This is a genomic window from Bacillus cereus ATCC 14579 (genome assembly GCF_000007825.1).
GTDB lineage: Bacteria > Bacillota > Bacilli > Bacillales > Bacillaceae_G > Bacillus_A > Bacillus_A cereus.
Genome location: NC_004722.1, coordinates 5,199,430 through 5,224,524 on the forward strand (window position 1 = coordinate 5,199,430; position 25,095 = coordinate 5,224,524).

Here is a 25,095-nt window from a genome sequence, read left to right on the forward strand (position 1 = left end):
GTCCTTTTTTCAGTATCTATTCACTCAATACTCAGAAGTTATGATCGGTGTGCCAACCACAATTGTATCTTTGTTGTCTGTAGAACGTATTGCTATTTGCACATTTATTTTCTCTCTATTTGTTGAAAGAGCGTCATCCCACTTTTTATTGTATGCGGAGACTGACACAAATGCTCTTTCTTCTACTTGTTCGATCGCTCTTGCTGAAAGATCTTTCAAAACCTGATTGGTTTTATTTTGCAAAACACCTTCAATCTTATCATTCAGTACACCTTGAACACAAGTGTAAATTATAGGTTTTTCACTAAAAATTTTATTCATGTTTTGAACATACTTCGGGTCCCATTTCGCCCCACTTACTTCAAAGATAATGAAAGTGTTTTCTTTAGTATTTTCTTTACTCCAAGTTACTACTACTCGTTCTTCATAAGAAGAAAGCTTTTTATAGGATGTAGCTTTATATCCATCTGGAGATTGCTCTACTTCCCACTTTTGAATATTTGCCTTTTCCTTCACATCGTTTAACAACTTTTGAAACGTATGTATGTTAGAAATTGTTTTTGTTTCTCTCGCTAACCATGACCATTTTTCTACTTTAGCATCATTTTTCTCTAAAGCCTTGATCATGCTCTCCATTTTCTGTTCATCGCTTATCGGTTTCATCTCTCTATATCCAACCAAAAATAAAACAACACTAAGTGCAACAATAAGAATGGCTTTAAGCTTCAATTTCATCCCCTCCTATCCCCATTGTTAACGGAGATTTGAGGTTCTATACACTTACTTTACTAAATACGTTAAACTCTTCGAATAGCCTAAATAATCAAGGAAAAAGTTACTTACAGATGTCCCAATTGCAATTGTAATTAAGATGAGTAATACTCGCGTCTGCAGCACTTTTCCGGACTTCATTAAACGCTCAATGTGAATGCCTTGTAAGGCCCACCACGTAATGGTAATAAACAATAAATGCGAAACAATGGCAATCAGTGCTTGTTGCCCTAAAAGTTGTGCCAAAAAATCGACCCCTTTTTACTCAGCTACTACTTATGAAAGAATATAAAAACGATACCATAATAAGTAGGAGCTACACTTTTTCAAATGCACATAGACATCTTACATTTTACATCGTGATTTTCTTTCCAAAAACGTATATCTACATTACAAGTTAACACAAAATAAAAAGCGCAGAGTACTGACTCCACACCTTTTATTTTCACTATTGTACCACGTTCCCTAAGAAGAAGAAATCTTTCATTAATGGAAAATATTCATAAAAGAAATTGTACCCAATCATCGGCATAATCCCTAGTATTACAATCGAAATTGCACAAAGACTCATAACAACCTTTATATTTAACGGTAACCGTATTCTCTCTTCTGTCTCTCCGGTGCGGAAAAACATTTGTTGTAAAATACGGAAATAATATACGAATGAAACAACTGTCGTACCCATCATAATCGAAGCTAGTACGTAATGTGCTGGCTCTACATGAAGTGCGCCTAAAAAGATATTAATCTTTCCAATAAAGCCAGCCGTTCCTGGTATCCCAGCCAACGATAAAATAAAAATTGTCATCATTATCGCTGTAAATGGTGACCTTTTATATAAACCTGTGAAAATTGTTATATTTTCCTCATTATTTTGTAAGATTAAGCCGTGGATGATAGCAAATGCGCCTATATTCATAAGCATGTATGCCAGCATATAAAACCACATGCTATCCATCGTAAATGGTGATAATGCCACAAGTGGAACGAGTAAATATCCTGCATGAGCAATGCCCGAATAAGCAAATAAACGCTTTATATTGTATTGTTTTAATGCGACTACATTCCCAACAATCATCGTAATACTTGCTAGCACCGCAATATATATACTCATATGCCCATATAAAGATTGCATATCTCCTTGTATTAATACACTTGCAAAGATCATAAGGAACAAACGAATAATGAGTAGGAACCCGGCAATTTTAGAAATCGTTCCAAGAAAAGCAGTAACAGGTGTAGCCGCTCCTTCATACACATCAGGTGCCCACATATGAAACGGCACTGTGGCAATTTTAAATGAGAGACCAACTAGCAATAAAAGAAATGCGAGAGCTAACAATAACTGAATACCACTAGCGAGTTCCCCAGTGAGTACCTTTTGCATATCTACAATGTTAGTTGAACCTGTAATACCGTATAAATAACTCATTCCGAAGAGCGTAATCGCCGTTCCAATTCCTCCGCTAATGACGTATTTCATTGCCGCTTCATTTGATGCACGGCTCTTTTTTCGTATTCCTACTAAAATATAAGAAGAAAGTGAAAGTAACTCCAAACCAACGAAAAGGGTAATAAAATCTACACTAGAAGCCATGAACATCGCACCAAGAAGTGCCATTAAAAATAAGTAATAATATTCACCTTTATCTTCGATTGGATTCTTCTTATCATCGCTCATTGCGGTGCATAAAATGAGGGCTGAGGCACCTAATAGCAACGTTTTAAACCCTTTTGAAAATCCATCTAACACAAACGATCCATTTAAAATATCTCCTGCCGGTTCGCTATATAGAGTAATTAATGACACGATTGCTAATACGATGGCAGCAATCGCACCAAGAGCTACATATCTATGGTTCAGCTTAAAAAACAAATCACATATGGAAAGGAGGATGGCGGCGCCGAGAATAATAAATTCTGGCACCATTAGATGCCACGATAAGCTAAATAACGTATTCATATCCATCCTACTTCACCCCCAATGTTTTCAATGTATTTTGAAGCGGATCCCCTAGTATTTCTGGCATAACTCCAATTGCAATAATACAAAAGATAAGTAGTAAAACAGGGACATACTCCCATCCGTGTATATCATATTTTGCTTCCCACTCTTTCTTTCCAAATGTCACTTGAAGTGTCGCCCTTAATACATATACAGCGGTTAAAATGATGCCAATCACACCGACTGCAGCAATGACGGGCTCTCCTTGAAATAAACCGAGAAAGGCAAGAAATTCACTAACAAACCCAGACATCCCTGGTAATCCGAGCGATGCCATTCCTCCTGCTAAGAAGAAGCCGCTAAGTACTGGGACACTTTTTGCGAGTCCACCAAGCGCTGTAATGTCTGATGTTCCGAAACGTTGTTCTATAACACCGAGTAAGAAAAACAGCAAGGCTGCAATTAAACCGTGCGATACAACCTGGAATAACGCTCCTTGTGTACCAGGTGCATTAAGTGACGCAAGTCCCATTAACACAATTCCCATATGCGAAATACTAGAGTAAGCCAGTACTTTCCTAAAGTCTGTTTGGATGAGCGCTAAAAAGGCACCGTATAATAAATTAATTACGCCTAATATCGCAATTAGTGTTGCAACATCGTGAAAATATTCCGGGAATAGCCCTTTCCCGAAGCGAATAATACCGTACGCTCCAATCTTCAGCAAAACACCCGCATGAAGCATAACTACAGCTGGATGCGCTTCTATGTGTACATTGACCATCCAGCGGTGCAACGGAAAAACAGGTAGTTTAATTGCAAAAGCAATCATTATGGCAATAAATACACTAAGCTGCAAACTACTTGGGATGACGAGTGCTCCCTCTGCATTTACGCTTCTTAATATCTCTTTCAGCTCCACAATATTTGTTGTACCTGTTTTCGCGAACAAAATTGAGAAAACAATGAGCAAAATAGCTGAGCCAATACCGTTATATATTAAATAACTATACGCAGCCTTTTCACTCGACAATTTTCCCCACTTTCCAATTAATAAGAACATTGGTGGCAAAGTAATTTCAAAGAAGATAAAAAACAACATTAAGTTTTGAGCAGCAAAGACGCCGAGCATTCCTATTTCTAGCATGAGTAACAGCATATAAAATGCTTTTAAATTTCTTTTAATAGAAAAGGCTGCAATTGCTGCAAGCGTTGCTAGAAGAGCCGTCAGTACCATCATGACAAGCGACAAACCATCAATACCGAGCTCGTAATAAATAGAAAACCACCTTTTATCTACCGCTGTAAAATCGCCGAACTTAATCCATTTCATCTTTTCATCGAATAGTGACAAATTCTTTCCAGAAGCATATGTACAAGCGAGGACGATAGCGATTCCAAATGGAAGTGCCGTCCCAAATAAGCCAAGCGCTCGCACTGTACGCAATTCCTTTTTCGGTGTTAATACAAGCAATAAAATTCCTAAAAGCGGGGAAAAAATGAAGAACGTTAACAACAAATCATTCATCGTAAATCCCCTCCCGTATAGAGCAAAATAATGACGAGTACAGCGAGCGAAACCACCGTTACAGTACCGTACACTTGTACATTCCCGTTTTGAAGTTTCGATCCAAGGTTACTTGTGCCTTTCACTACACTTGCAATTAAAACTGCAATTCCTTCGACTACATACACTTCAAATAAGCGAAGCACATGAGCGATTCCTTTCGTAATAGGGATCACCGTCATGTTGTATAGTTCATCCACATAATATTTTTCTTTCAAAAGATTATAAAGCGATGTTTCCGTACCCCCAGCCCAATTCCTAGAAATTGATTTCTTCCTATATATGAAATATGCAAGAGCGATTCCCGCAAATGAAACGAGTGTCGCAACAATCATAATCCAAACTGGTCCATGCGTTTCTTCAACCTTAAACCCTACATCTTTCGTCAACCAATCTCCGAGAAACGTCCCAAACCATGGTGTATTTATATATCCTGCCACTACTGCGAGAACGCCGAGAACAATCATTGGATACGTCATAACGCGAGGCGATTCATGTACTTCTTCCTTCGTCTTCGTTTCTCCAGTAAAGACAAGAAAGTAAAGGCGGAACATATAAAACGCTGTTAAAAACGCCGCAATTACCGCTAAAGTAAATAAAACGTAATTGCCATTCATCCACGTCGCCGCTAAAATTTCATCTTTGCTGAAAAAACCGGAAAGCAGCGGAACACCGCTAATGGCAAGGGTACCTATTAAAAATAGCGTACCAGTTACTTTCATCTTCTTCTGTAAACCGCCCATTTTATTAATGTTTTGCGTATGCACAGCATGAATTACACTTCCTGCCGCCAAAAATAGTAGTGCTTTAAAAAAAGCATGTGTCGTTAAATGAAATATACCAGCTACATAACCGGCAGAACCTAACGCGAGCATCATATACCCGAGCTGGCTAACTGTAGAATAAGCAAGCACCCTCTTTATATCTGTTTGCACAAGACCGATAGAGGCCGCAAAGATTGCAGTGAAAGCTCCAACGATTGCCACTGTCTGCATCGCCACTGTACTTGCTGAAAATAGAGGGAACATCGTCGCTACTAAATATACGCCAGCTGCGACCATCGTCGCCGCGTGAATAAGTGCCGAAACGGGTGTTGGCCCCTCCATTGCATCTGGCAACCACGTATGAAGCGGGAACTGACCTGATTTCCCCATCGCCCCGATAAAAATTAATATCGCTGTTATTGTAATCATGTAAGGAGGTAGATCCCCTGTATAAATCGCCCTAAATATTGCGTCATATTCAAAACTACCTGCGTACCAAAAAATTAAAATCATCCCGATAAATAAACCAACATCCCCAATACGGGTCATAATAAAAGCCTTTTTTGCAGCAGCCTTCGCTTCTTCTTTAAAGAAATAAAAACCGATAAGTAAAAATGAGCCAAGGCCAACTAATTCCCAAAATATATAAAGTTGTAATAAATTCGTTGATATAACAAGCCCTAACATCGCAAATGTAAAGAGTCCTAAATATGCGTAAAAGGTCGGTAATCGTTCATCACCTTTCATATAACCTTTCGAATACACATGTACAAGTAGACTCACAAGCGTCACGATAAATAACATTAAAGCTCCTAATGCAGTCACTTCAAAGCCGAATGATATATCCACATCTCCAGCTCTAAGCCACACCCACTTATGCTTCACGCTTGCTTCTGAAAACCTTTCTATTAACACAAGTACCGCAAGTATAAAGGAGAGAAAGACGAAAAAAATACTAAGTACGCTGCTTCCTTCTCTAATTTTCTTCCCGAATATAATAAGTAACAAAAACGAAACGAGTGGGAAAAGCGGTATGAGCCATGCATAATCGATCATTGTTTCCTTCCCCCTTTTTCGGTCACAATGCTATCCTTTGAGCGTATCCATTTCATCCACCTGAACTGTCGTACGATTACGATATAAAGCAATTAAAATAGCGAGTCCTAACGCCGCTTCCGCTGCCGCTACAGCCATCGTAAACAGTGAGAAAATTTGACCTGTTAAATTCGGAAATAAGCCTAATTTACTAAACGCCACTAAGTTTAAATTGGCAGCATTCAGCATTAATTCGATACAAACTAATACGATTACTGTATTCCGCTTTGTTAAAGCTCCAAATAGACCGATGCAAAACAAAATAATCGCAAGTGTTAAATATGCAGAAGCTGGAACGCTACTCATTGGAATCCTCCTCTTTCTCGTCCTTTTTCGCAAGTATAATTGCGCCAACGAGTGCTACAAGTAAAATAACTGAAGTTAGTTCAAATGGAATAATATATTTTGAATAGAGAAGCGTACCGATTTGAAGTGTGTTGTTTTCATGGAGAGGTAAACTTCCTTGTGTGCTTTCATTTGCAAAATCAACATTATTAACAGCGAAATACATAACCGCTCCAAATGCTACAACTGCAAAGAAGATAATCCATTTTCGAAGAGTAAGACGCGATTCATTTTCCGCGTTATGTTTCGTTAACATAATGCCGAAAATCATAATAATTGTGATTGCACCGGAGTAAAGTAAAATTTGTGCAACGCCTATAAATTCGGCTGACAAAAGAAAATACAAACCTGCAATGCTGAGAAATGTCAGAACGAGAGCTAGCATCATGTGCATAACTTTCGTTAAGTTCAACATAAGAACACCGCCGATAATTGCAGACAAGGATAGTATAAAGAATGCTACAAACTCGCCATTCATGCCTTATTCTCCTTCCTGACGTTTTCGTCGTTTTCGTCAAGCCACTGCAAATTTTTAAATAAGTCATCACGTGAATATTCCGCGAGTTCAAAGTTATTTGTCATGACAATTGCCTCTGTCGGACAAACTTCTGTACATAAATCACAAAGAATACAAATTTCAAAATTAATATCATACGTGTCGATAATTTTTCCTTTTTTCGTAGGATCCGGATGTTTCTTTCCTGTTAACTGAATACAGTCTGTCGGACAAATGTTAGAGCACTGATTACAAACAATACATTTCTCCGGATAAAATTTTTGAATCCCCCGAAAACGGTCTGGCAACGGCAACGGTTGATTTGGATAATCATACGTTACCTTCTTCTTGCTCAAATTACTTAATGTATATTTTAACCCTTTAAATAGTCCTTTCATCTCTTACTGGCACCCCCCTCATAGATTAGAAGAATAACTCCTTAATCAATGCCGTTAAGAAAATATTTGCAAGTGCAATCGGCAATAATACTTTCCATCCAAACTCCATTAACTGGTCACCTCTTATACGCGGGAACGTAACGCGGAACCAAATTAATAGAAAGACTACACTGCTAAATTTCAAAGCAAACCATACGGCACCTGGGATAAATCCAAGAAACATGACTGGATTCCATCCGCCTAAAAAGAGCACTGTAATTAACGATGCCATCCCGAAGAAATATACGTACTCTGAAAGCATGAAAAACGCCCAGCGAAAACCTGAGTATTCCGTATGATATCCAGAAACAAGTTCTGACTCCGCTTCCGGCAAATCGAATGGCGTCCTATTTAACTCTGCAACTGCTGCGATTAAGAAAACGACGAAGCCAATTGGCTGTACGAAAATGTACCAGACCTTCTCCTGCGCCGCTACAATCTCATTTAAATTCAGGCTACCAGCTAGCAAAACGATACCAATTACACTCATTACGAGCGGAATCTCATAAGAAATCATTTGCGCCGCCGCACGCATCCCTCCTAAAAGGGAATATTTATTATTCGATGCCCATCCCCCAGTTACAACACCTATCGTCGTAATACCGGAAACAGCAATATAATAAAGTAGCCCGACTCCAATATCTGCAAATTGAAATTTATCAGTGAACGGGATAACCGCAAGCACCATAAATGCTGGTGCAAATGCAATGACAGGCGCTAATATAAACAGCGGTTTATCTGCTGCTTTCGGAATACTATCTTCTTTCAATAATAGTTTTAAAACATCAGCTACCGTTTGCAGTAAACCGAATCGGCCTCCAACCTGGTTTGGTCCAATCCGCCCTTGCATAAACCCCATCACTTTCCGTTCTGCCAAAATTCCATATGTAACGAAGCCAAGGACTGCAAATAGTAGAAGTACCGCTAATCCGAAAAAAATGAAGAAATTCGTCCAGCTTGAAGGTGATTGTAAGAGCGTCTCAATCATTAGCCATCAACCTCCCCAAGTACAATATCAACTCCACCTAAAATCGTAATTAAATTAGCGATGTTTTCACCTTTCAATAACTTCGGTAAAATTTGCAAGTTATAAAAAGATGGTCTACGAAACTTCAAACGGTACGGCTCTTTCTTTCCATCACTTGCGATATAACAACCAATCTCTCCGCGCGGCGATTCGATACGTACGAACGCTTCTCCCTTAGGTGCCTTAATAATTTTCGGTACTTTTGCCAGCACAGCTCCATCTTTCGGGAACTGCTGAACCGCTTGCTCAACAATCTTTAAAGACTCCTCGATTTCTTGCATTCGGCAAACGTAGCGATCCCAAGCATCTCCCACGCTTCCAACAGGAATATCAAAATCAAAACGATCATAAATCGAATACGGCTCATCTTTGCGAAGATCCCAGTTTACTCCAGTGCACCGCAAATTTGCTCCGCTTAAAGAATACGAGATCGCTTCTTCCGCGCTATATATACCAACGCCTTTCACACGATTTAAGAAAATCTCATTACCGCTAACAAGATCATGATAACCTGCTAATTGCTCCCTCATATACGGAACAAACTCTTCCACCTTTTCAATCCAACCATCTGGCGCATCCCACTTCACACCACCAACTCTCATATAGTTAAAAGTAAGCCGTGCCCCGCATAATTCATTTAATAAATTTATAATCATCTCTCGTTCACGAAACGCGTACAAAAACGGGCTGACCGCTCCTATATCAAGAAGATTCGTCCCCCACCAAACGAGATGGCTCGCAATTCTTCCTAGCTCCATCGCAAGTACTCGCAAGTATTCGGCACGCTCTGGAATTTCAAGCCCCATCATCGTCTCCACAGCATGGCAAATGACGTAATTATTCGTCATGGCTGATAAATAGTCCATTCGATCTGTATAAGGGATAATTTGCGTATACTGTAAGCTCTCAGCGATCTTTTCGGTCCCGCGATGCAAATATCCAATAACAGGTGTAGCTTCTTTAATAATTTCCCCGTCAATCTTAATTACGAGCCTGAACACACCATGTGTACTCGGATGCTGAGGTCCTACATTCAAAAGCATCTCTTCCGTGCGGATCATAGCTACACCTCCACATCATACGGTTCATAGTCTTTTCTAAGCGGATATCCTACCCAATCATCTGGCATTAAAATACGCGTTAAATTCGGATGCCCTTTAAATACAATACCGAGCAAATCGTATGCTTCTCTCTCCGGCCAGTCAGCTCCTTTCCAAAGCGCTGTCACAGACTCGACTTGCGGCGCTTCCCGGTCTAGCTTTACCTTCACCGCTACCGATTGTTTCTTGCCATATGAAAACAAATGAACATACACTTCCATATGTGTCACAAAATCTGTCGCATGTAGCTCTGACATATAATCAAAAGCAAGTCCCTCATGGAATCGCAATGACTCCATCACTTCATAATACTTTTCGGGATCCACCACAAGAGTTGGCACATCCTTTGACAGTTTATTAATGTAGGAATCTACTAATGCACCCTCTCCTAACTTCTCCCTAATAGCCTCAACATACTGATTTAAATACGGCTGATTTACGGACGGTTCTTCCTGCTTCGGCTCATCCTCTTTCTTACCTTCAGCTCCCTTTGTCTTCGCTCTTGCAGCCGCTGCTGCTTTCGCTTTTGCCGCTGCAATTGCCTTTGCCTTTTCATCTCCCGAATCCCCATCACCTTGCGAGGCTTTCTGCTTCGCCAATGCTGCTGCCTTCGCCTTCGCTTTCGCTTTTTCTTCTTCCGTTACTTCTTCGGTTCCTTCTCTTTTCTGTTTCGCTAATGCTGCCGCTTTTGCTTTTGCGGCTGCTGCTGCCTTCGCCTTCGCTTTCGCTTTTTCTTCTTCCGTTACTTCTTCGGTTCCTTCTCTTTTCTGTTTCGCTAACGCCGCCGCTTTTGCTTTTGCGGCTGCTGCTGCCTTCGCCTTCGCTTTCGCTTTTTCTTCTTCCGTTACTTCTTCGGTTCCTTCTCTTTTCTGTTTCGCTAACGCCGCCGCTTTTGCTTTTGCGGCTGCTGCTGCCTTCGCCTTCGCTTTCGCTTTTTCTTCTTCCGTTACTTCTTCTGTCCCTTCTCTTTTCTGCTTTGCTAATGCTGCCGCTTTTGCTTTTGCGGCTGCTGCTGCACGTCGTTTTGCTTCTTCTATAGTAATATCATCATTTTTTGGTAGCGCTTTCTCTTTTTCTTGATCTTCCTCCTCAAGTTCACTTATTTCCGCCTCGTGTTTCGCTACAAGGCGTTTTCTCGCTTCTTCTTTCGCACGCCTAGCTGCTTCTTTTTTTAGATCCTCTAAATCTTTATTTGGATTACTCATTTATTCGTCACCTGCTTTCCGGTCTTTGCCTCGTAACGAATTTTCTCTTTTAATTTATTAATTCCATAGATTAAAGCAGCTGGATTTGGGGGACAACCAGGAATATACACATCAACTGGTACGATTTGGTCTACACCTTTCACAACAGCATATGAATTTACATACGGACCACCTGCTGTCGCACAAGATCCCATCGCAATAACCCATTTCGGTTCGGGCATTTGATCATATAAACGCCGAACAATAGGAGCCATCTTCTTCGTTACTGTTCCCGATACAATCATGACGTCCGATTGCCTTGGTGAAGTTCGAAAAAATGACCCAAATCGATCTAAATCGTAATGTGATGAGCCTACCCCCATCATTTCAATTGCACAGCATGCCAGTCCGAATGTCATCGGCCATAAAGAGTTGCTCCTCGCCCATCCTTTCAACTGTTCCAATGTAGAAAAAAAGATATTTCGCTCTAATTCTGCTCGCTCATTTGGATGTAATTCCTCAAAATTTATAACCATTGTAACACCTTCTTTTTCCAAGCATACGCTAATCCAACTAGCAACATTACAACAAAGATGAGCATTTCAATTAATGCAAATAAACCTAGCTTGTCATACGCAACAGCCCAAGGATATAAAAATAAAGTTTCTACATCAAAGATCACAAACAATAAAGCGAAAATATAATAACGAGCATGAAACCGAATATTTGCATCATGAAAAGGCTCAATTCCACTCTCATACGTCGTCGCCTTTGCTGCACTTGGTTTATTTGGGCGCAGCATCCTTCCTAATGTAAGAGCCACTACCGGCAGCAATATACCTAATAGCAAGAAAATCAAAACGATCATATAACTATTTTCATATACACTTGCCATTGTGAAACCCTCCCCCCTAAATTAAGAACAAGTTCACATAGTAAACAATATGTCCTAGTTGCAGTAATTATTATTTTTAAATTTTTCTAAATAATGCAACTATTCTAATCATTATAGCAAACTTCAAATTCCTATGTCGATATGTTGGGAGACAGAAACAAGAATTATTAAAATCTATCTTTACAACTTGCTATAATTGTGCAAAATAAATATAAAACTTATATATGCTTTTCAAGAAACCGTAGGTGATATAAATGAAAAAACAAACACATGTAAGTATTCTTATAAGCATTGTATTGCTGTCTATAACGCTTCACTATGTAGCAATGCCTTTTGTATATGAATACTCATTTCCTTTTCAGCTATTAATCGGAACGAGCACCCTATTAATTGATATTATCGCTTGTAGTTATATACTTTATTTTTCAAACATGAAAGAAGGGCTATCTCGTTTATTTTGGATCATATTATCTGTTGGAGCTCTCTCTTATTTTATCGGTGATATAGTCGTTGCCTATCAGCGTTTAATTGTAAAGGACTTCTATACGTTCGTTGATCCATCTGACTTTTTTTACTTACTTTTTTTAGTTAGCTTTACGTTTGCCTTTCTATACGAAATCATTTATAACCGAGATTTATTAGAAAAACTTTTTATGCTATGTGATATTTGTATTATCGTTACAGCCCAATTTACTTTAAGTTACTACTTACTTATTGAACGAACTATTCATATCTTTACAACATCCTATATCGACATATTTGTTCAACTTACCTATCCAATGGCTGATTTACTCTTTCTCTTAATAGGAATCAACCTTTTATTCAAACCACTATCCTTATTACCTAAAAAGGTCGGTGCACTTCTTGGCAGTGCTTTAATTTTATATGCTACTACAGATGCGATTTATGCTTATATAAAATACTTCATACCAGAGTATTCTATGTTTACAGTTACGCCTTTCTATCAAGTAACCTTAGTACTAGTAGCAATCGCCTGTATTCTCCATACAAAAAAGCCTGAAAAACAAGAACAAGTACTACTAACACCTAAAATTGGCGAATCAATCCGATTATCATTACCGTATATTTCTGTAGTAATGCTTATTGTTTTTATATTAGTTGAATACGTTTTTGCGCCTATTATAGTAATCGGACTTATAATAACTTTTTCTTTCGTTCTCATACGTCATAGTTTAGTTCGAAAACAAAATAAAATATTATTGATCGCTCAAATGCAATTCAACTCAGAACTCGAGAAACAAATTAAACTACGTACAGAAGATTTAGTAGAACAGAAAAATGAACTCTATCATAATCAACAAATGTTTAAATCTTTATACGAGCATCATCCAGATCCAATTTTCACATTAGATTTGTACGGTAATTTTCTCAAAGTAAATAACGCTGGTACTACTTTACTCGGTTATCAAACGAATGAATTATTAAACCAGCCTTACTATTCACTCATATACGAAGAAGATTTAGAAGAAATGATTAACGCCTTTCATCGCGTGAAAAAGGGATATTCGATTTCTTTAGAAATACGGGCTTACCATAAAAACAGAGATATTTACTACTTGCACGTTACCGCCGTACCGATCTTTTTAAAGGAGAAAATTTCTGGGGTTTATTTAATGATTAAAGATATTACGGAAAGCAAACAACAACAAGAACAAATCAACTTCCTAGCATACCATGATACTTTAACAGAGCTTGCAAATCGTCGTGCATTTCATCAACATTTAGAACAGGCAATTGCGCGAGCAAAAATATCGAAAAAGCCTTTTGCTGTTATGTTTCTCGACCTAGACCGTTTTAAAGTTATTAATGATACCCTCGGTCATCGAGTAGGAGACCTATTGCTCATCGCAGTAGCAAAAAGGCTCGAAAGAATAGCAACATCAAATATGAAACTCGCGCGGCTAGCTGGGGATGAGTTCACAATCCTTATCGAGAATTACAAAAAAAAGCCAGATGTCCAAAAAATAGCTGATAGGATTGTAGCGGCCATGAATGAGCCATTTGAAATCGAAAATCAACATTTACAAATCTCACCGAGCATCGGAATTGCAATATATCCTGAAGCAGGTGAAGATGCGCTATCCATTTTGCAGCATGCTGATATGGCCATGTACGAAGCAAAGAATAAAGGAAAAAACGGTAGCTCTCTTTACACGAAAGAACTATATAAAAAAATGGAACGAAAAGCTCGAATTGAAAAAGATTTGCCAATCGCTTTAGTAAACAAAGAATTTTATCTCGTTTATCAACCACAAATTGATACGACAACAAATAAAATTATCGGTGCTGAAGCTTTAATACGATGGAAACACCCGCTATTAGGTGACATTTCACCATGTGAGTTTATTCCAATTGTAGAAGAGACGCCACAAGTAGTCCCACTTGGACATTGGGTATTACAAGAAGCTTGTCTCCAATTAAAAATATGGCATACCTTTGGCTACCAAAATTTAAAAATAAGTGTTAATTTATCCGCAAAAGAATTCCGGCAAGATCAATTAATCGAAAACATTTCACAAATATTAAACGACGTGCAAGTCGACCCAAAATATGTAACCCTTGAGTTAACAGAAAGAATTGCAATGATTGACGAGAAAGAAACGTTATTGAGACTGAAGCAATTAAAAGAGTACGGTATCCAAACTTCCATTGATGACTTCGGTACTGGGTATTCTTCTCTTGCTTATTTATCAATTTTTCCAATCGACACATTAAAAGTACCGAGAGAATTTACACAATTAGCTGATCATCGTCCTGAAGAACGAGCCATCGTTTCTACAATACTTTCCCTCGCAAATACTTTAAATCTTTCAGTCGTTGCCGAAGGAATTGAAACCGAAAAACAGCTTAAGTTTCTGCAAAAACATAACTGTAAATATATGCAAGGTTACTATTTCAGTAAACCACTTACTAGTAATCAATTTATAAAATTTCTACAAAAAACCCCCAGTATGAACAAATAATTCATACTGGGGGTTTTATAGTGCTAAATTTTTTTCTCATAATATTCTTCTGCAATCTCTTCGTAAAAAGCTGCAGATGTCGTATAGAAATATGGAATTAACCATAAGAATCCAATCCCTAACGTAATACAACTTAATATAAACCAGCCAATAAAACTTAAACATAAAATGAAATACTCCATCTTATGTCCATCCATCATACGACGACTTTCTGTAATAGCTTGGTTCAGTGAATACTCAGGATGATCGTTTATAATAAAGTATGTCATCGCATAAGAAAATGATTTAATAATACCTGGAATAATGAACAATAACGTCCATAAGAAAAGATAAAGATTTACTAATAAATATAATAAAAATGATTTTAGAAATCTCTTTCCCTCTGAAAACCAAATGAATACATTACCAATACTAGCTTGCTTTTCACGAAGGATATTTAAACCAAGGTAATATCCACCTAAAGTTAACGGTCCAGTTACAAAAAATGAAAGAATATTCGTTGAAAGTGAACCATTTGTTTTTTGCCAACCGAAAATTAAAGAAAATCCCCAATCAACACTAAAACTAAAAGCCGTGATAAGAATTGAAATGAGTAGTGTAGCTCCAACAGCTAATCCCCATTTCCCTTCTAATGAATCTAGTGCTTCTCCTTTTAAATCACTAATCATGCGTAGCCTCGCCTCCTATACACAATAATTCTATTAGTATAGCATGTTCCTATTGAAATTCACCTTTTGAAATGTAGCGATAAAAGTGTGCTGTCGTCGTACTCATATACGGACTAAGCCAAAGAAATCCTATTCCAAAAGTAAGCAGCGCTAAAATAGCCCATCCTATGAAGCTCAGCCATAAAAGAAACAAATCTAACTTATGACCCTTCATAAGATTCTTACTTTCCTTCATCGCCTGCGAAACACTATATCTGGATTTTCAATCATCACATAGTACGTCAGTGCATAAGAAAAATACATCACAATCATACCAACAATTGAAATTGCTAATAGTACGAAGAAAGCTATTGCAAATGACGTATTCCCTTCTTCACCTAACAATGCAAATAAGCCTATTAACAGCATCGGAATCCATGTACCTGTATATAACAAAATCGCAAGCATTGCCCACATTGTTTTCATCATTCTTTTAAAGCCACGAAATCCTTCGAATAAGTAATCTACTTTAGCATCTTCTCGTTTACTAATCTGTAAAAATACATTTGTATAACCATATGACGTAATCCCATACGATGCGTTACTCAAAATTATCATAATGCAATAAAAAATTCCAAAGGTAATACCTGCTCCAATCGACATCGTTTCCTCTTCAAATGATCCAGTTAAGCTTACAACTGAGAGAAATATAATAATTCCTGGAATTAATAGTATAAGCATTGCAGCCAGCGAAACAACATAACTTAAAATAAAATATAAAATTGTTGATCCAACACCTAGTCCCCATTTTCCCTTTAAAGAGTACAATGCTTCTCGCTTCATTTCACCAATCATTGATCCATCCCCTTTATGAAATATAAATTGTTGTACACTTCTACTTATACAAGCATCAATATAATTATACCAGTTTTGTAAAATTATCCATAAAATACACAAAAAAAAAAAAAAATCCGTAAAGGCAAAGCCCTTACGGATTTTTTTACTTCATATCGGAAACGTTCAAACGGTTCACAGCACGTTGTAATGCCATTTCTGCACGTTTAAAGTCAACATGTGCTTGTTTATCTTGCAGACGTTGCTCAGCGCGACGCTTCGCTTCATTTGCACGATGGATATCGATATGGTTTGCTTCTTCAGCAGATGATGATAATACAGTCACTTTATCTGGACGAACTTCGATAAAGCCACCGCTTACTGCTACATAATCAGTGTGTCCACCATTTTTCAGACGAACTGCACTAATTTTTAATGGTGCAACAGTTGGAATGTGACCTGGTAAGATCCCCATTTCCCCACTCTCTGCTTTTACACTTACCATTTCTACTTCTTTTTCGTAAACCGGTCCATCAGGAGTTACAATACTGACTGGAAATGTCTTCATACTTCGTCCCTCCTAAGGCCTTACGCCATCATTTTCTTCGCGTTTTCAATAACTTCTTCAATGCCACCTACTAAGCGGAATGCATCTTCTGGAAGGTCATCATATTTTCCTTCTAGAATTTCTTTGAAACCACTAACTGTATTTTTTACAGGTACGTAAGAACCTTTTTGACCTGTAAACTGCTCAGCTACGTGGAAGTTTTGAGATAAGAAGAATTGAATACGACGAGCACGATGTACAACTAACTTATCTTCTTCAGATAACTCATCCATACCTAAGATAGCGATGATATCTTGAAGCTCTTTATAACGTTGTAAAGTTTGCTGTACCTGACGAGCTACTTCATAATGCTCTTCTCCTACGATTTCTGGAGAAAGTGCACGAGATGTAGATGCTAATGGATCTACGGCTGGGTAAATACCCATTTGCGTTAAACGACGCTCTAAGTTTGTTGTTGCATCTAAGTGAGCGAACGTTGTAGCTGGTGCTGGGTCAGTATAGTCATCGGCTGGTACATATACCGCTTGGATAGACGTGATAGACCCTTTATTTGTAGATGTAATACGCTCTTGTAATTGACCCATTTCTGTTGCAAGTGTTGGTTGGTAACCTACCGCAGATGGCATACGACCAAGAAGGGCAGATACTTCAGAACCCGCTTGCGTGAAACGGAAGATGTTATCGATGAACAGAAGTACGTCTTGTCCTTGCTCATCACGGAAATGCTCAGCCATTGTTAAACCTGTTAATGCAACACGTTGACGTGCTCCAGGTGGCTCGTTCATTTGTCCGAATACCATCGCAGTTTTCTTGATTACGCCAGAATCGCTCATTTCGTGGTATAAGTCATTACCCTCACGAGTACGCTCACCTACACCAGCGAATACAGAGATACCACCGTGCTCTTGTGCGATGTTATTGATTAACTCCTGAATTAATACTGTTTTACCTACGCCGGCACCACCGAATAGGCCGATCTTACCACCCTTAATGTAAGGAGCAAGTAAGTCTACTACTTTAATACCAGTTTCAAGAATTTCTACTTTAGTAGATAATTCTTCGAATGCAGGTGCTTGACGGTGAATTGGATCACGGTGTACATCCGCAGGAAGTTCACCATCTAAGTCAATTGCATCACCTAATACGTTGAATACACGTCCAAGTGTTGCATCACCAACTGGTACAGAGATTGCTTTACCAGTATCTTCTACTTCTGTGCCACGAACAAGTCCATCTGTGGAAGACATCGCAACTGTACGAACTGTATCATCACCTAAATGAAGTGCAACTTCAAATGTTAAGTTCATGCTTCCGTTTTCGTTGCTTTGTTTTACCGTAAGGGCATTGTAGATTTCTGGTAGCTTTCCGCCATCAAACTTAACGTCTACAACCGGACCCATGATTTGCGTAACGCGCCCTTTATTCATCGGGTTCCCTCCTAGCTTTCTTTTAATTAGCTACCTCTATCAGAGAAGTTAGCTTTTAATTTTTTATTAGTTTAGCTTACGCGACTCTCCTGAAAGAGCCGCTTCCGCTTTTTATTGAATCCAGCTCCAGCGGTTAGAATGTTCGGTGGCTTCGCTTTTTCCTACGAGGCACAAATCGCCTCTACGTCAAAAGGCTCCATCCCCCTCTCATTCTGAACGAACCGCTTCCGCTTTTTAATACTATTCTAACGCTGCTGCTCCACCAACGATTTCCGTAATTTCTTGCGTAATCGCTGCCTGACGCGCACGGTTGAATGAAAGTGTAAGTGAATCGATAACTTCCATTGCGTTGTCTGTAGCACTCTTCATTGCTGTCATACGCGCTGCGTGCTCACTTGCTTTACCGTCTAGTAATGCACCGTACACTAAGCTTTCTGCGTATTGTGGCAATAGTACTTTTAAAATTTCTTCTTCAGAAGGTTCGAATTCATAAGCTGTCGTCGGTTTGTCAGACGCCACATCAGTAAGCGGTAAAATTTTATTTTCCGTTACCTCTTGTGAAATTTTACTTACGTAATGGTTGTAGTAAATGTACAGCTCATCATAAGCACCATCTGCGAACATCGCAATTGCTCGAGAAGCAAGGTCTTTAATATCAGTAAATGATGGGTGGTCAGATAATCCAACTACTTCATCAATAATGTTAAAGCCGCGACGTTTTAAATAATCACGTCCTAGTCGTCCAAGCACAATAATAGAATATTGGTTTGAATCCATATTATGACGTTCACGAATTACGTTACTTACTGTACGTAATACGTTACTGTTATAACCACCTGCTAGTCCGCGATCAGACGTAATAACGATGTATCCTGTACGCTTTACAGGACGCGCATTTAGCATTGGATGATTAATCCCTTTGCTTCCTTGCGCAATGCTCGCTACTACTTCTTGAATCTTTTCCATATACGGAACGAAAGATTTAGCATTTTGCTCTGCACGGTTTAACTTAGATGCAGATACCATCTCCATCGCTTTCGTAATTTGACTCGTTTTCTTTGTCGAGTTAATCTTCGCTTTTATATCGCGTAAAGATGCCACAGGTTTTCACCACCTTTTTTCCGGAAGTTGGCACGATTAGTAAGAATCCTCTTCCTAATCTACGTTGCAAGATATTCTTGCTCATGATTGAAGGAAAAGAATAGGTGCACCTACTCTTTTCCTTTACATGACCTTTAGCAATCTCAGAGCCCGAGATGCCTTTTATATATACTATCTAGCTCCAGCGGCTTGAATGAGCCGCTTCCGCTTTTATTAATCTAGTTCCGCCTCCTAGCCCCTTTCGTCTAAGAACCTTCCCCACAAGAAGGTAAAAAGCACCTTCTGTGAGAAAGAACCTTAGCCGATGGGGCTGAACAGTCGGCTTCACTTTTTATTATTATTCAGAAGCTACGAATACTTTTTTAAATCCATTGATTGCTGCTGCAAATTTGTCGTCATCCGCAAGTTTCTTAGTTGTGCGGATTTCTTCTAATAAGTCAGTCGCATTAGAATCTAACCAAGCATGGAATTCTTCTTCAAAACGAGTGATATCTACTACTGGGATATCATCTAGGAATCCACGTGTTAAAGCGTAAAGAATGATAACTTGTTTCTCTACACGTAACGGTTTGTGTAATCCTTGTTTTAATACCTCAACAGTACGAGCACCACGGTTTAATTTCGCTTGAGTTGCTTTATCAAGGTCAGAACCGAACTGAGCGAACGCTTCTAACTCACGGTAAGATGCAAGGTCAAGACGAAGTGTACCTGATACTTTACTCATTGCTTTAATCTGAGCAGATCCACCTACACGAGATACAGAAGTACCCGCATCGATCGCTGGACGTACGCCAGAGAAGAATAGGTCAGATTGTAAGAAGATTTGTCCATCCGTAATAGAAATTACGTTTGTTGGGATGTATGCTGATACGTCCCCTGCTTGTGTTTCGATGAAAGGTAGTGCAGTTAAAGAACCGCCGCCTTTTGCATCACTTAATTTTGCTGCACGCTCTAATAAGCGAGAATGTAAGTAGAATACATCCCCTGGGTAAGCTTCACGACCTGGAGGACGACGTAATAGTAATGACAGCTCACGGTAAGCCGCTGCTTGTTTTGATAAGTCATCATATACTACTAATACGTGTTTACCATTGTACATGAACTCTTCACCCATTGTTACACCAGCATAAGGAGCTAGGTATAATAATGGAGCTGGTTGAGAAGCAGATGCAGTTACAACGATTGTGTATTCTAATGCACCGTGCTTACGTAGTGTTTCTACTACGTTACGTACAGTTGATTCTTTTTGTCCAATTGCTACGTAGATACAAATCATGTCTTCATCTTTTTGGTTAATGATTGTATCAAGTGCAACTGCTGTTTTACCAGTTTGACGGTCACCAATGATTAACTCACGTTGACCACGGCCAATTGGTACAAGAGCATCGATTGCTTTAATACCTGTTTGAAGTGGCTCATGAACAGATTTACGATCCATTACACCTGGTGCTGGACTTTCGATTGGACGAGTGTTTGTTGTATTGATTGGGCCTAAACCATCAACTGGTTGACCTAATGGGTTTACAACACGACCAATTAGTTCTTTTCCTACTGGTACTTGCATGATGCGACCAGTACGACGAACTTCGTCACCTTCACGGATTTCTGTGTAAGGTCCTAAAATGATAATACCTACGTTGTTTTCCTCTAAGTTTTGTGCTAGTCCCATAACGCCGTTAGAGAACTCTACAAGTTCACCAGCCATAACGTTATCAAGACCATGAGCACGCGCGATACCGTCACCAACTTGGATAACTGTACCAACATCACTAACTTCGATTTCAGACTGATAGTTCTCGATTTGTTGCTTTATCAGTGCGCTAATTTCTTCAGCTCTGATGCTCATGTGCTTCACCCCTATCTATTCTTCATTAATTCACGCTGAATACGTGCTAATTTTCCTTGTAAACTTCCGTCATAAATGCGATTTCCAATACGTACTTTAATTCCGCCTAGTAAATCTTCATCTACAACATTTTTCACGCGAATTGCATCTTTTCCCGTTCTCTTTGCAAATGCTTCAGCAATGTTAAGCTTCTCTTCTTCTGATAGAAGACGAGTAGAATATACAGTTGCATCCGCTACGTTACGTTCTTCATTAGCAAGAACAACATATTCATCTGCAATTTCAGGTAAGATATCAATGCGTTTGTTATCAATTAAAATATATAACGTATTTAAAATAGATTCAGAAACAGATCCGAATACGTTTGCAAGAAACGTTTTCTTTTGTTCCTTTGAAATGTTCGGTTGCGTTAAAAAGCTATGTAGTTCTCCGTTCTTTACATAAACGTTTTGTACAAGGCGTAATTCCTCTTCAAACATTTCTAATACGTGTTTTTCTTTTGCAATTTTAAAAAGAGCGACAGCATAACGTTTTGCTACAATCCCATTGCTCATCGCGCTTCTCCTACTTCTTTAATATAATCGCGAATTAACTTCACTTGATCTTCTTCTTTTAATTCTTTTTCAATTACTTTAGAAGCAATTTGAACAGATAAAGAAGCGACTTGTTCTTGTAAAGCAGCAATTGCTTGCTCTTTTTCGCGTTGAATTTCTTGTACAGCAGATGCTTTAATTGATTCTGCTTCTTCTTTCGCAGCAGCAACAATAACATCCTTTTGATCTACAGCTTGCTTTTTCGCTCTTTCGATTAACTCTTGTGCTTCAACACGCGATTGTTTTAACATCTCACGTTGTTCTTCTACTAATTTCTTCGCTTCAGCATTATTTCTTTCTGCAGCGTCGATTTCATTAGCAACGTGCTCTTCACGTTCTTTCATAATTCCCATTAAAGGACCCCACGCAAATTTGCGTAGCATTACTAATAGAAGTAAGAAAATGAACAATGTATAAGCAATCGTTCCAAATGGAATGGAAGCTCCTAATAATAAAGTTGGCACAAGGATTCACTCCCTTCAAAATATCTAAATTGATCATATGAAAAAAAAAGACATACGTTTCGTTCATAAAGCAATGGCGAAGAAAGTTCGGAAAAACACTCTTCGCCATCTATGTAAGGGGAGTCTCCCTTATTTGTTCATTACGATGAATGCAATAACTACACCGATGATTGGAAGTGCCTCAACTAAAGCAACCCCGATGAACATAATTGTTTGAAGTGCGCCTTTTAATTCTGGTTGACGAGCAACACCTTCGATTGTACGTGATACGATAAGACCGTTACCAATACCTGCACCTAATGCTGATAAACCAATTGCAATTGCAGCTGCGATTACACCTAAACTCATTTAATTTGTCCTCCTTTGTATTATAAAAAAATAAATTTTTTCTTACTTAAATTATATTAATGGTCATGGCTTACTTTATGAGCCATATAAACCATCGTTAACATAACGAAAATAAATGCTTGGATTGATCCAACGAATACACTGAATCCCATCCATGCTAACATTGGTACAAGCGCACCTAATGCCCCAAGGACTGATGCTCCGCCCAACTTAGCAAGTAATCCTAATAAGATCTCACCTGCATAAATGTTACCAAATAAACGAAGACCTAACGTTAATGTGTTAGCAAACTCCTCAATAACCTTTAATGGGAATAAGAATTTCATAGGTTGGAAATAACCTTTTACGTACTCTTTCGTACCCTTCATCTTAATTCCATAATAATGGGTGAGGGTAACTACCATCACGGCTAATGTTAATGTAACTGCTGGATCAGACGTTGGTGATCTCCACCATGCAATATGTTCGCCAGCTTCAGTTGCTGAATACATGAATGGTAAACCAAGGAAGTTCGATACGATGATAAACATGATAAGCGTAACGCCAAGCGTTAAGAAACGTCCACCTGTTTTCCAGTCCATCGTACTATTGATAATCCCTTTCACGAAGTCAAACACCCATTCCATGAAGTTTTGCATCCCGGTTGGGCGAAGAGCTAAGCTGCGAGTTCCGATAACAGCGATTAAGAAAACAATAACTGCTGCTACAGTAACCATCATAACTGATGACAAATCGAACGTTAAACCTAGAAATTCAACTAATTTACCGTGTTCCACTAGTAATTCACCTCTCTTCCCTGCTCTTATACTCTAAATAAAGAAAATCTATGATCATGACAAGGTATCCTGTCAGCAATCCTACACCTAGGCCCCACATCGCGATTAACTCTTGATATTTGGCTGCAAATAAAATTAATAACCCAATCGTGGCGAATCTTGAATATGTACTTACCGCTGTTGCCTTGAACTTCACGTTTTCTCCATTTGTTACGCGATCTAGCAGCTTGTCTGTTCTACGTGCAATGATGCGCAAACTAAGAAAACTGAAAATCGTACCGATAATCAGTCCAAGAAATACATCCTTGTAAGAGGTAAATCCCCATCCTAGCACTAGAAGCGCAAGCAAGTAGTACATATATTTCTTTTGTCTTTGGACAAGTCCATGTACGTCTATCATCATTGCTCTCCCGAATAGTAATGTCGAATGAGTCGAATCATTGCGTATACCCCTGTTCCTAGTCCGAGTAATAACCCTATAATAAGAAACAACGGAAACGTTCCAACCTTATTATCAATCCACTGCCCACCAAAGATTCCAACAAGAATAGAACCGACTAATTGAGCAAGAATACCTGACATTAAAGCATAAGCTTTTATATGGCTGCGATCGTTTTTTTGCAAGGATTCATCCCTCCAATATGTAACCCTCATTCACGATGTGTTAATAATAACTCATTTTTTTGCATAAATCCTATACAAAACAAAAAGTTTACATTTTCGTCACGGAATAGATGTAATTTTGTCACTGAAAGCCCTACCATCTATCCCCGTTGTTAGCATACAATAGGGTATTAACAGTGTCAACGAGAAATCGTAAAAAATCTAAAAATTTGAGTATTAGGCATTTCCTCCCAAAAATGAAAACGTTCCCCTTCTAAATACTGGTTACATATATGCAATTTCTAACAGTTTTCTCTTTATAATAGAAGGAAATGTTCACAAGTTTGTCACTATTATATTTTCGATATATAACGCTTTTCTTCCATAATATAGTGTTCCTCAGACGTAAGACTTCTATATTATATGTGAGGTGTATGCAACTTATGTTGTATATACGATGTATATTTATCCTCTCCCCCTCCCCTACTTGCTTACAGCAAAAAAGACGAGCTGGGGAATCTCCCCTGCTCGTCAGTTGTCTTACTTCGTTCCGAATAAACGGTCACCAGCATCACCAAGACCTGGTACTACATATCCGTGGTCATTTAATTTCTCATCTAATGCTGCTACATAAATATCAACATCAGGATGTTCTTCTTGTACTACTTTTACCCCTTCTGGAGCTGCAACGATACACATTAATTTAATTTGTTTCGCACCGCGCTTTTTCAGAGAGTTAATTGCTTCAGCCGCAGAACCACCTGTTGCTAGCATCGGATCTAGTACGATAAAGTCACGCTCTTCTACATCCGTTGGAAGTTTCACATAGTATTCTACCGGTTGCAATGTTTTAGGGTCACGGTATAAACCAACGTGTCCTACTTTTGCTGCTGGAATTAATTTCAGAATTCCATCAACCATTCCTAAACCTGCACGTAAAATCGGAATTAAACCAAGTTTTTTACCAGCGATCACTTTTGTTGTCGCTTTGCTTACAGGTGTTTCAATTTCAATGTCCTTAAGTGGAAGGTCGCGAGTAATTTCGAAAGCCATTAAGCTTGCTACTTCGTCCACTAATTCACGAAAATCTTTCGTACCTGTATTCTTATCGCGAATATATGTAATCTTATGTTGAATTAACGGGTGATCAAATACATACAGTTTTCCCATGTGAATCTCTCCTTTAGATGATATTCATGCGTTTGCACGCTTTTTTACACTATTTACGATTGTAAAGAAAACGCTACTAATATTCAAGGGCAAATTTGGCAAAATCAT

27 protein-coding genes and 1 pseudogene are annotated in these 25,095 nt (G+C 38.7%); 1 reads left to right on the forward strand and 27 read right to left on the reverse strand.

The window, feature by feature from the left end; all coding sequences use genetic code 11:
• Positions 1-24 precede the first annotated feature (24 nt).
• From BC_RS26375 to nuoA, 13 genes are all read right to left on the reverse strand, one after another.
• Entirely contained in the window at positions 25-729 is a 705-nt protein-coding gene (locus BC_RS26375; protein WP_000767916.1) for a YwmB family TATA-box binding protein, read from the reverse strand.
• 51 nt (positions 730-780) lie between these two features.
• The gene (locus tag BC_RS26380; protein ID WP_000057889.1) at positions 781-1,017 is read right to left on the reverse strand and encodes a DUF1146 family protein; all 237 of its coding nucleotides are present in this window, start codon (positions 1,015-1,017) and stop codon (positions 781-783) included.
• A gap of 202 nt (positions 1,018-1,219) precedes the next feature.
• Entirely contained in the window at positions 1,220-2,734 is a 1,515-nt protein-coding gene (gene nuoN / locus BC_RS26385; RefSeq protein ID WP_016125743.1) for an NADH-quinone oxidoreductase subunit NuoN, read from the reverse strand.
• 7 nt (positions 2,735-2,741) lie between these two features.
• Positions 2,742-4,244: an NADH-quinone oxidoreductase subunit M gene (locus BC_RS26390; RefSeq protein ID WP_000998926.1), complete on the reverse strand. Its 1,503-nt coding sequence runs from the start codon at positions 4,242-4,244 to the stop codon at positions 2,742-2,744.
• The gene (nuoL, locus tag BC_RS26395; protein ID WP_000568230.1) at positions 4,241-6,103 is read right to left on the reverse strand and encodes an NADH-quinone oxidoreductase subunit L; all 1,863 of its coding nucleotides are present in this window, start codon (positions 6,101-6,103) and stop codon (positions 4,241-4,243) included. The genes BC_RS26390 and nuoL overlap by 4 nt, the downstream gene beginning before the upstream one ends.
• Positions 6,104-6,133: 30 nt before the next feature.
• Positions 6,134-6,448: an NADH-quinone oxidoreductase subunit NuoK gene (nuoK, locus tag BC_RS26400; protein WP_000100077.1), complete on the reverse strand. Its 315-nt coding sequence runs from the start codon at positions 6,446-6,448 to the stop codon at positions 6,134-6,136.
• Positions 6,441-6,965 (reverse strand): NADH-quinone oxidoreductase subunit J, encoded by a 525-nt coding sequence (locus BC_RS26405; RefSeq protein ID WP_001012812.1) that lies wholly within the window; start codon positions 6,963-6,965, stop codon positions 6,441-6,443. The genes nuoK and BC_RS26405 overlap by 8 nt, the downstream gene beginning before the upstream one ends.
• Positions 6,962-7,381: an NADH-quinone oxidoreductase subunit NuoI gene (gene nuoI / locus BC_RS26410; protein WP_000677191.1), complete on the reverse strand. Its 420-nt coding sequence runs from the start codon at positions 7,379-7,381 to the stop codon at positions 6,962-6,964. The genes BC_RS26405 and nuoI overlap by 4 nt, the downstream gene beginning before the upstream one ends.
• Before the next feature lie 25 nt (positions 7,382-7,406).
• Positions 7,407-8,408, reverse strand: coding sequence for an NADH-quinone oxidoreductase subunit NuoH (nuoH, locus tag BC_RS26415; protein WP_000573426.1), 1,002 nt, complete (start codon positions 8,406-8,408; stop codon positions 7,407-7,409).
• A complete protein-coding gene (nuoD, locus tag BC_RS26420) occupies positions 8,408-9,508 on the reverse strand; it encodes an NADH-quinone oxidoreductase subunit NuoD (RefSeq protein WP_000621434.1) in 1,101 nt (366 codons plus the stop codon). The genes nuoH and nuoD overlap by 1 nt, the downstream gene beginning before the upstream one ends.
• Before the next feature lie 2 nt (positions 9,509-9,510).
• A complete protein-coding gene (locus BC_RS26425; protein ID WP_000070263.1) occupies positions 9,511-10,752 on the reverse strand; it encodes an NADH-quinone oxidoreductase subunit C in 1,242 nt (413 codons plus the stop codon).
• Entirely contained in the window at positions 10,749-11,267 is a 519-nt protein-coding gene (gene nuoB / locus BC_RS26430) for an NADH-quinone oxidoreductase subunit NuoB (RefSeq protein WP_000236331.1), read from the reverse strand. The genes BC_RS26425 and nuoB overlap by 4 nt, the downstream gene beginning before the upstream one ends.
• Positions 11,258-11,626: an NADH-quinone oxidoreductase subunit NuoA gene (gene nuoA / locus BC_RS26435; RefSeq protein WP_000179273.1), complete on the reverse strand. Its 369-nt coding sequence runs from the start codon at positions 11,624-11,626 to the stop codon at positions 11,258-11,260. The genes nuoB and nuoA overlap by 10 nt, the downstream gene beginning before the upstream one ends.
• A gap of 254 nt (positions 11,627-11,880) precedes the next feature.
• On the opposite strand from nuoA, the gene BC_RS26440 reads away from it, so the two are divergent.
• Positions 11,881-14,610 (forward strand): EAL domain-containing protein, encoded by a 2,730-nt coding sequence (locus tag BC_RS26440; RefSeq protein ID WP_000745011.1) that lies wholly within the window; start codon positions 11,881-11,883, stop codon positions 14,608-14,610.
• A 23-nt stretch (positions 14,611-14,633) separates the two neighbouring features.
• Here the strand turns inward: BC_RS26440 and BC_RS26445 are convergent, their stop codons facing one another.
• The 14 genes and pseudogenes from BC_RS26445 to upp all read right to left on the reverse strand — a co-directional run bounded on the left by BC_RS26445 (position 14,634) and on the right by upp (position 24,987).
• Positions 14,634-15,278 carry a DUF975 family protein gene (locus BC_RS26445; protein WP_000622462.1) on the reverse strand — a complete coding sequence of 215 codons (645 nt, stop codon included), beginning with the start codon at positions 15,276-15,278 and terminating at the stop codon, positions 14,634-14,636.
• A 49-nt stretch (positions 15,279-15,327) separates the two neighbouring features.
• Positions 15,328-16,112: pseudogene (locus BC_RS26450) on the reverse strand (DUF975 family protein).
• Between the two features lie 145 nt (positions 16,113-16,257).
• On the reverse strand, positions 16,258-16,659 hold the full coding sequence (gene atpC / locus BC_RS26455; protein ID WP_000847211.1) for a F0F1 ATP synthase subunit epsilon: 402 nt from the start codon (positions 16,657-16,659) through the stop codon (positions 16,258-16,260).
• Between the two features lie 20 nt (positions 16,660-16,679).
• Positions 16,680-18,086 (reverse strand): F0F1 ATP synthase subunit beta, encoded by a 1,407-nt coding sequence (gene atpD / locus BC_RS26460; protein ID WP_001032595.1) that lies wholly within the window; start codon positions 18,084-18,086, stop codon positions 16,680-16,682.
• 240 nt (positions 18,087-18,326) lie between these two features.
• Positions 18,327-19,187: a F0F1 ATP synthase subunit gamma gene (atpG, locus tag BC_RS26465; protein WP_000157696.1), complete on the reverse strand. Its 861-nt coding sequence runs from the start codon at positions 19,185-19,187 to the stop codon at positions 18,327-18,329.
• Positions 19,188-19,524: 337 nt separating this feature from the next.
• Positions 19,525-21,033, reverse strand: coding sequence for a F0F1 ATP synthase subunit alpha (gene atpA, locus BC_RS26470; protein ID WP_000027518.1), 1,509 nt, complete (start codon positions 21,031-21,033; stop codon positions 19,525-19,527).
• Positions 21,034-21,044: 11 nt separating this feature from the next.
• Complete coding sequence (atpH, locus tag BC_RS26475) at positions 21,045-21,587, reverse strand: F0F1 ATP synthase subunit delta (RefSeq protein WP_000064683.1); 543 nt, start codon at positions 21,585-21,587, stop codon at positions 21,045-21,047.
• On the reverse strand, positions 21,584-22,090 hold the full coding sequence (atpF, locus tag BC_RS26480) for a F0F1 ATP synthase subunit B (protein WP_001142624.1): 507 nt from the start codon (positions 22,088-22,090) through the stop codon (positions 21,584-21,586). Before atpF ends, atpH begins: the two co-directional genes overlap by 4 nt.
• A gap of 129 nt (positions 22,091-22,219) precedes the next feature.
• The gene (gene atpE, locus BC_RS26485) at positions 22,220-22,438 is read right to left on the reverse strand and encodes a F0F1 ATP synthase subunit C (RefSeq protein WP_000052064.1); all 219 of its coding nucleotides are present in this window, start codon (positions 22,436-22,438) and stop codon (positions 22,220-22,222) included.
• Between the two features lie 56 nt (positions 22,439-22,494).
• Positions 22,495-23,214: a F0F1 ATP synthase subunit A gene (gene atpB / locus BC_RS26490; protein ID WP_000399871.1), complete on the reverse strand. Its 720-nt coding sequence runs from the start codon at positions 23,212-23,214 to the stop codon at positions 22,495-22,497.
• Positions 23,215-23,221: 7 nt separating this feature from the next.
• On the reverse strand, positions 23,222-23,614 hold the full coding sequence (locus BC_RS26495; RefSeq protein WP_000567600.1) for an ATP synthase subunit I: 393 nt from the start codon (positions 23,612-23,614) through the stop codon (positions 23,222-23,224).
• Positions 23,614-23,838, reverse strand: a complete 225-nt coding sequence (locus tag BC_RS26500; protein WP_001171223.1) for an AtpZ/AtpI family protein — start codon at positions 23,836-23,838, stop codon at positions 23,614-23,616. The genes BC_RS26495 and BC_RS26500 overlap by 1 nt, the downstream gene beginning before the upstream one ends.
• 26 nt (positions 23,839-23,864) lie before the next feature.
• Positions 23,865-23,978, reverse strand: coding sequence for a DUF4024 domain-containing protein (locus BC_RS26505; RefSeq protein ID WP_000232962.1), 114 nt, complete (start codon positions 23,976-23,978; stop codon positions 23,865-23,867).
• Positions 23,979-24,357: 379 nt separating this feature from the next.
• Positions 24,358-24,987, reverse strand: coding sequence for a uracil phosphoribosyltransferase (gene upp / locus BC_RS26510; RefSeq protein ID WP_000517539.1), 630 nt, complete (start codon positions 24,985-24,987; stop codon positions 24,358-24,360).
• Between the last annotated feature and the right edge of the window lie 108 nt (positions 24,988-25,095).

Excerpts from the sequence above, each read along its gene's own strand:
- nuoA (WP_000179273.1), bottom strand. The coding sequence starts at position 11,626 with ATGGCAAGTGTATATGAAAATAGTTATATGATCGTTTTGATTTTCTTG.
- nuoI (WP_000677191.1), bottom strand. The coding sequence starts at position 7,381 with ATGAAAGGACTATTTAAAGGGTTAAAATATACATTAAGTAATTTGAGC.
- BC_RS26495 (WP_000567600.1), bottom strand. The coding sequence starts at position 23,614 with ATGATAGACGTACATGGACTTGTCCAAAGACAAAAGAAATATATGTAC.
- nuoN (WP_016125743.1), bottom strand. The coding sequence starts at position 2,734 with ATGAATACGTTATTTAGCTTATCGTGGCATCTAATGGTGCCAGAATTT.
- atpA (WP_000027518.1), bottom strand. The coding sequence starts at position 21,033 with ATGAGCATCAGAGCTGAAGAAATTAGCGCACTGATAAAGCAACAAATC.
- atpC (WP_000847211.1), bottom strand. The coding sequence starts at position 16,659 with ATGAAGACATTTCCAGTCAGTATTGTAACTCCTGATGGACCGGTTTAC.
- atpD (WP_001032595.1), bottom strand. The coding sequence starts at position 18,086 with ATGAATAAAGGGCGCGTTACGCAAATCATGGGTCCGGTTGTAGACGTT.
- BC_RS26505 (WP_000232962.1), bottom strand. The coding sequence starts at position 23,978 with ATGGTAGGGCTTTCAGTGACAAAATTACATCTATTCCGTGACGAAAAT.
- nuoL (WP_000568230.1), bottom strand. The coding sequence starts at position 6,103 with ATGATCGATTATGCATGGCTCATACCGCTTTTCCCACTCGTTTCGTTT.
- BC_RS26405 (WP_001012812.1), bottom strand. The coding sequence starts at position 6,965 with ATGAATGGCGAGTTTGTAGCATTCTTTATACTATCCTTGTCTGCAATT.
- nuoB (WP_000236331.1), bottom strand. The coding sequence starts at position 11,267 with ATGGTTATAAATTTTGAGGAATTACATCCAAATGAGCGAGCAGAATTA.
- BC_RS26425 (WP_000070263.1), bottom strand. The coding sequence starts at position 10,752 with ATGAGTAATCCAAATAAAGATTTAGAGGATCTAAAAAAAGAAGCAGCT.
- BC_RS26440 (WP_000745011.1), top strand. The coding sequence starts at position 11,881 with ATGAAAAAACAAACACATGTAAGTATTCTTATAAGCATTGTATTGCTG.
- upp (WP_000517539.1), bottom strand. The coding sequence starts at position 24,987 with ATGGGAAAACTGTATGTATTTGATCACCCGTTAATTCAACATAAGATT.
- nuoD (WP_000621434.1), bottom strand. The coding sequence starts at position 9,508 with ATGATCCGCACGGAAGAGATGCTTTTGAATGTAGGACCTCAGCATCCG.
- nuoK (WP_000100077.1), bottom strand. The coding sequence starts at position 6,448 with ATGAGTAGCGTTCCAGCTTCTGCATATTTAACACTTGCGATTATTTTG.
- atpE (WP_000052064.1), bottom strand. The coding sequence starts at position 22,438 with ATGAGTTTAGGTGTAATCGCAGCTGCAATTGCAATTGGTTTATCAGCA.
- BC_RS26390 (WP_000998926.1), bottom strand. The coding sequence starts at position 4,244 with ATGAATGATTTGTTGTTAACGTTCTTCATTTTTTCCCCGCTTTTAGGA.
- nuoH (WP_000573426.1), bottom strand. The coding sequence starts at position 8,408 with ATGATTGAGACGCTCTTACAATCACCTTCAAGCTGGACGAATTTCTTC.
- atpH (WP_000064683.1), bottom strand. The coding sequence starts at position 21,587 with ATGAGCAATGGGATTGTAGCAAAACGTTATGCTGTCGCTCTTTTTAAA.
- BC_RS26445 (WP_000622462.1), bottom strand. The coding sequence starts at position 15,278 with ATGATTAGTGATTTAAAAGGAGAAGCACTAGATTCATTAGAAGGGAAA.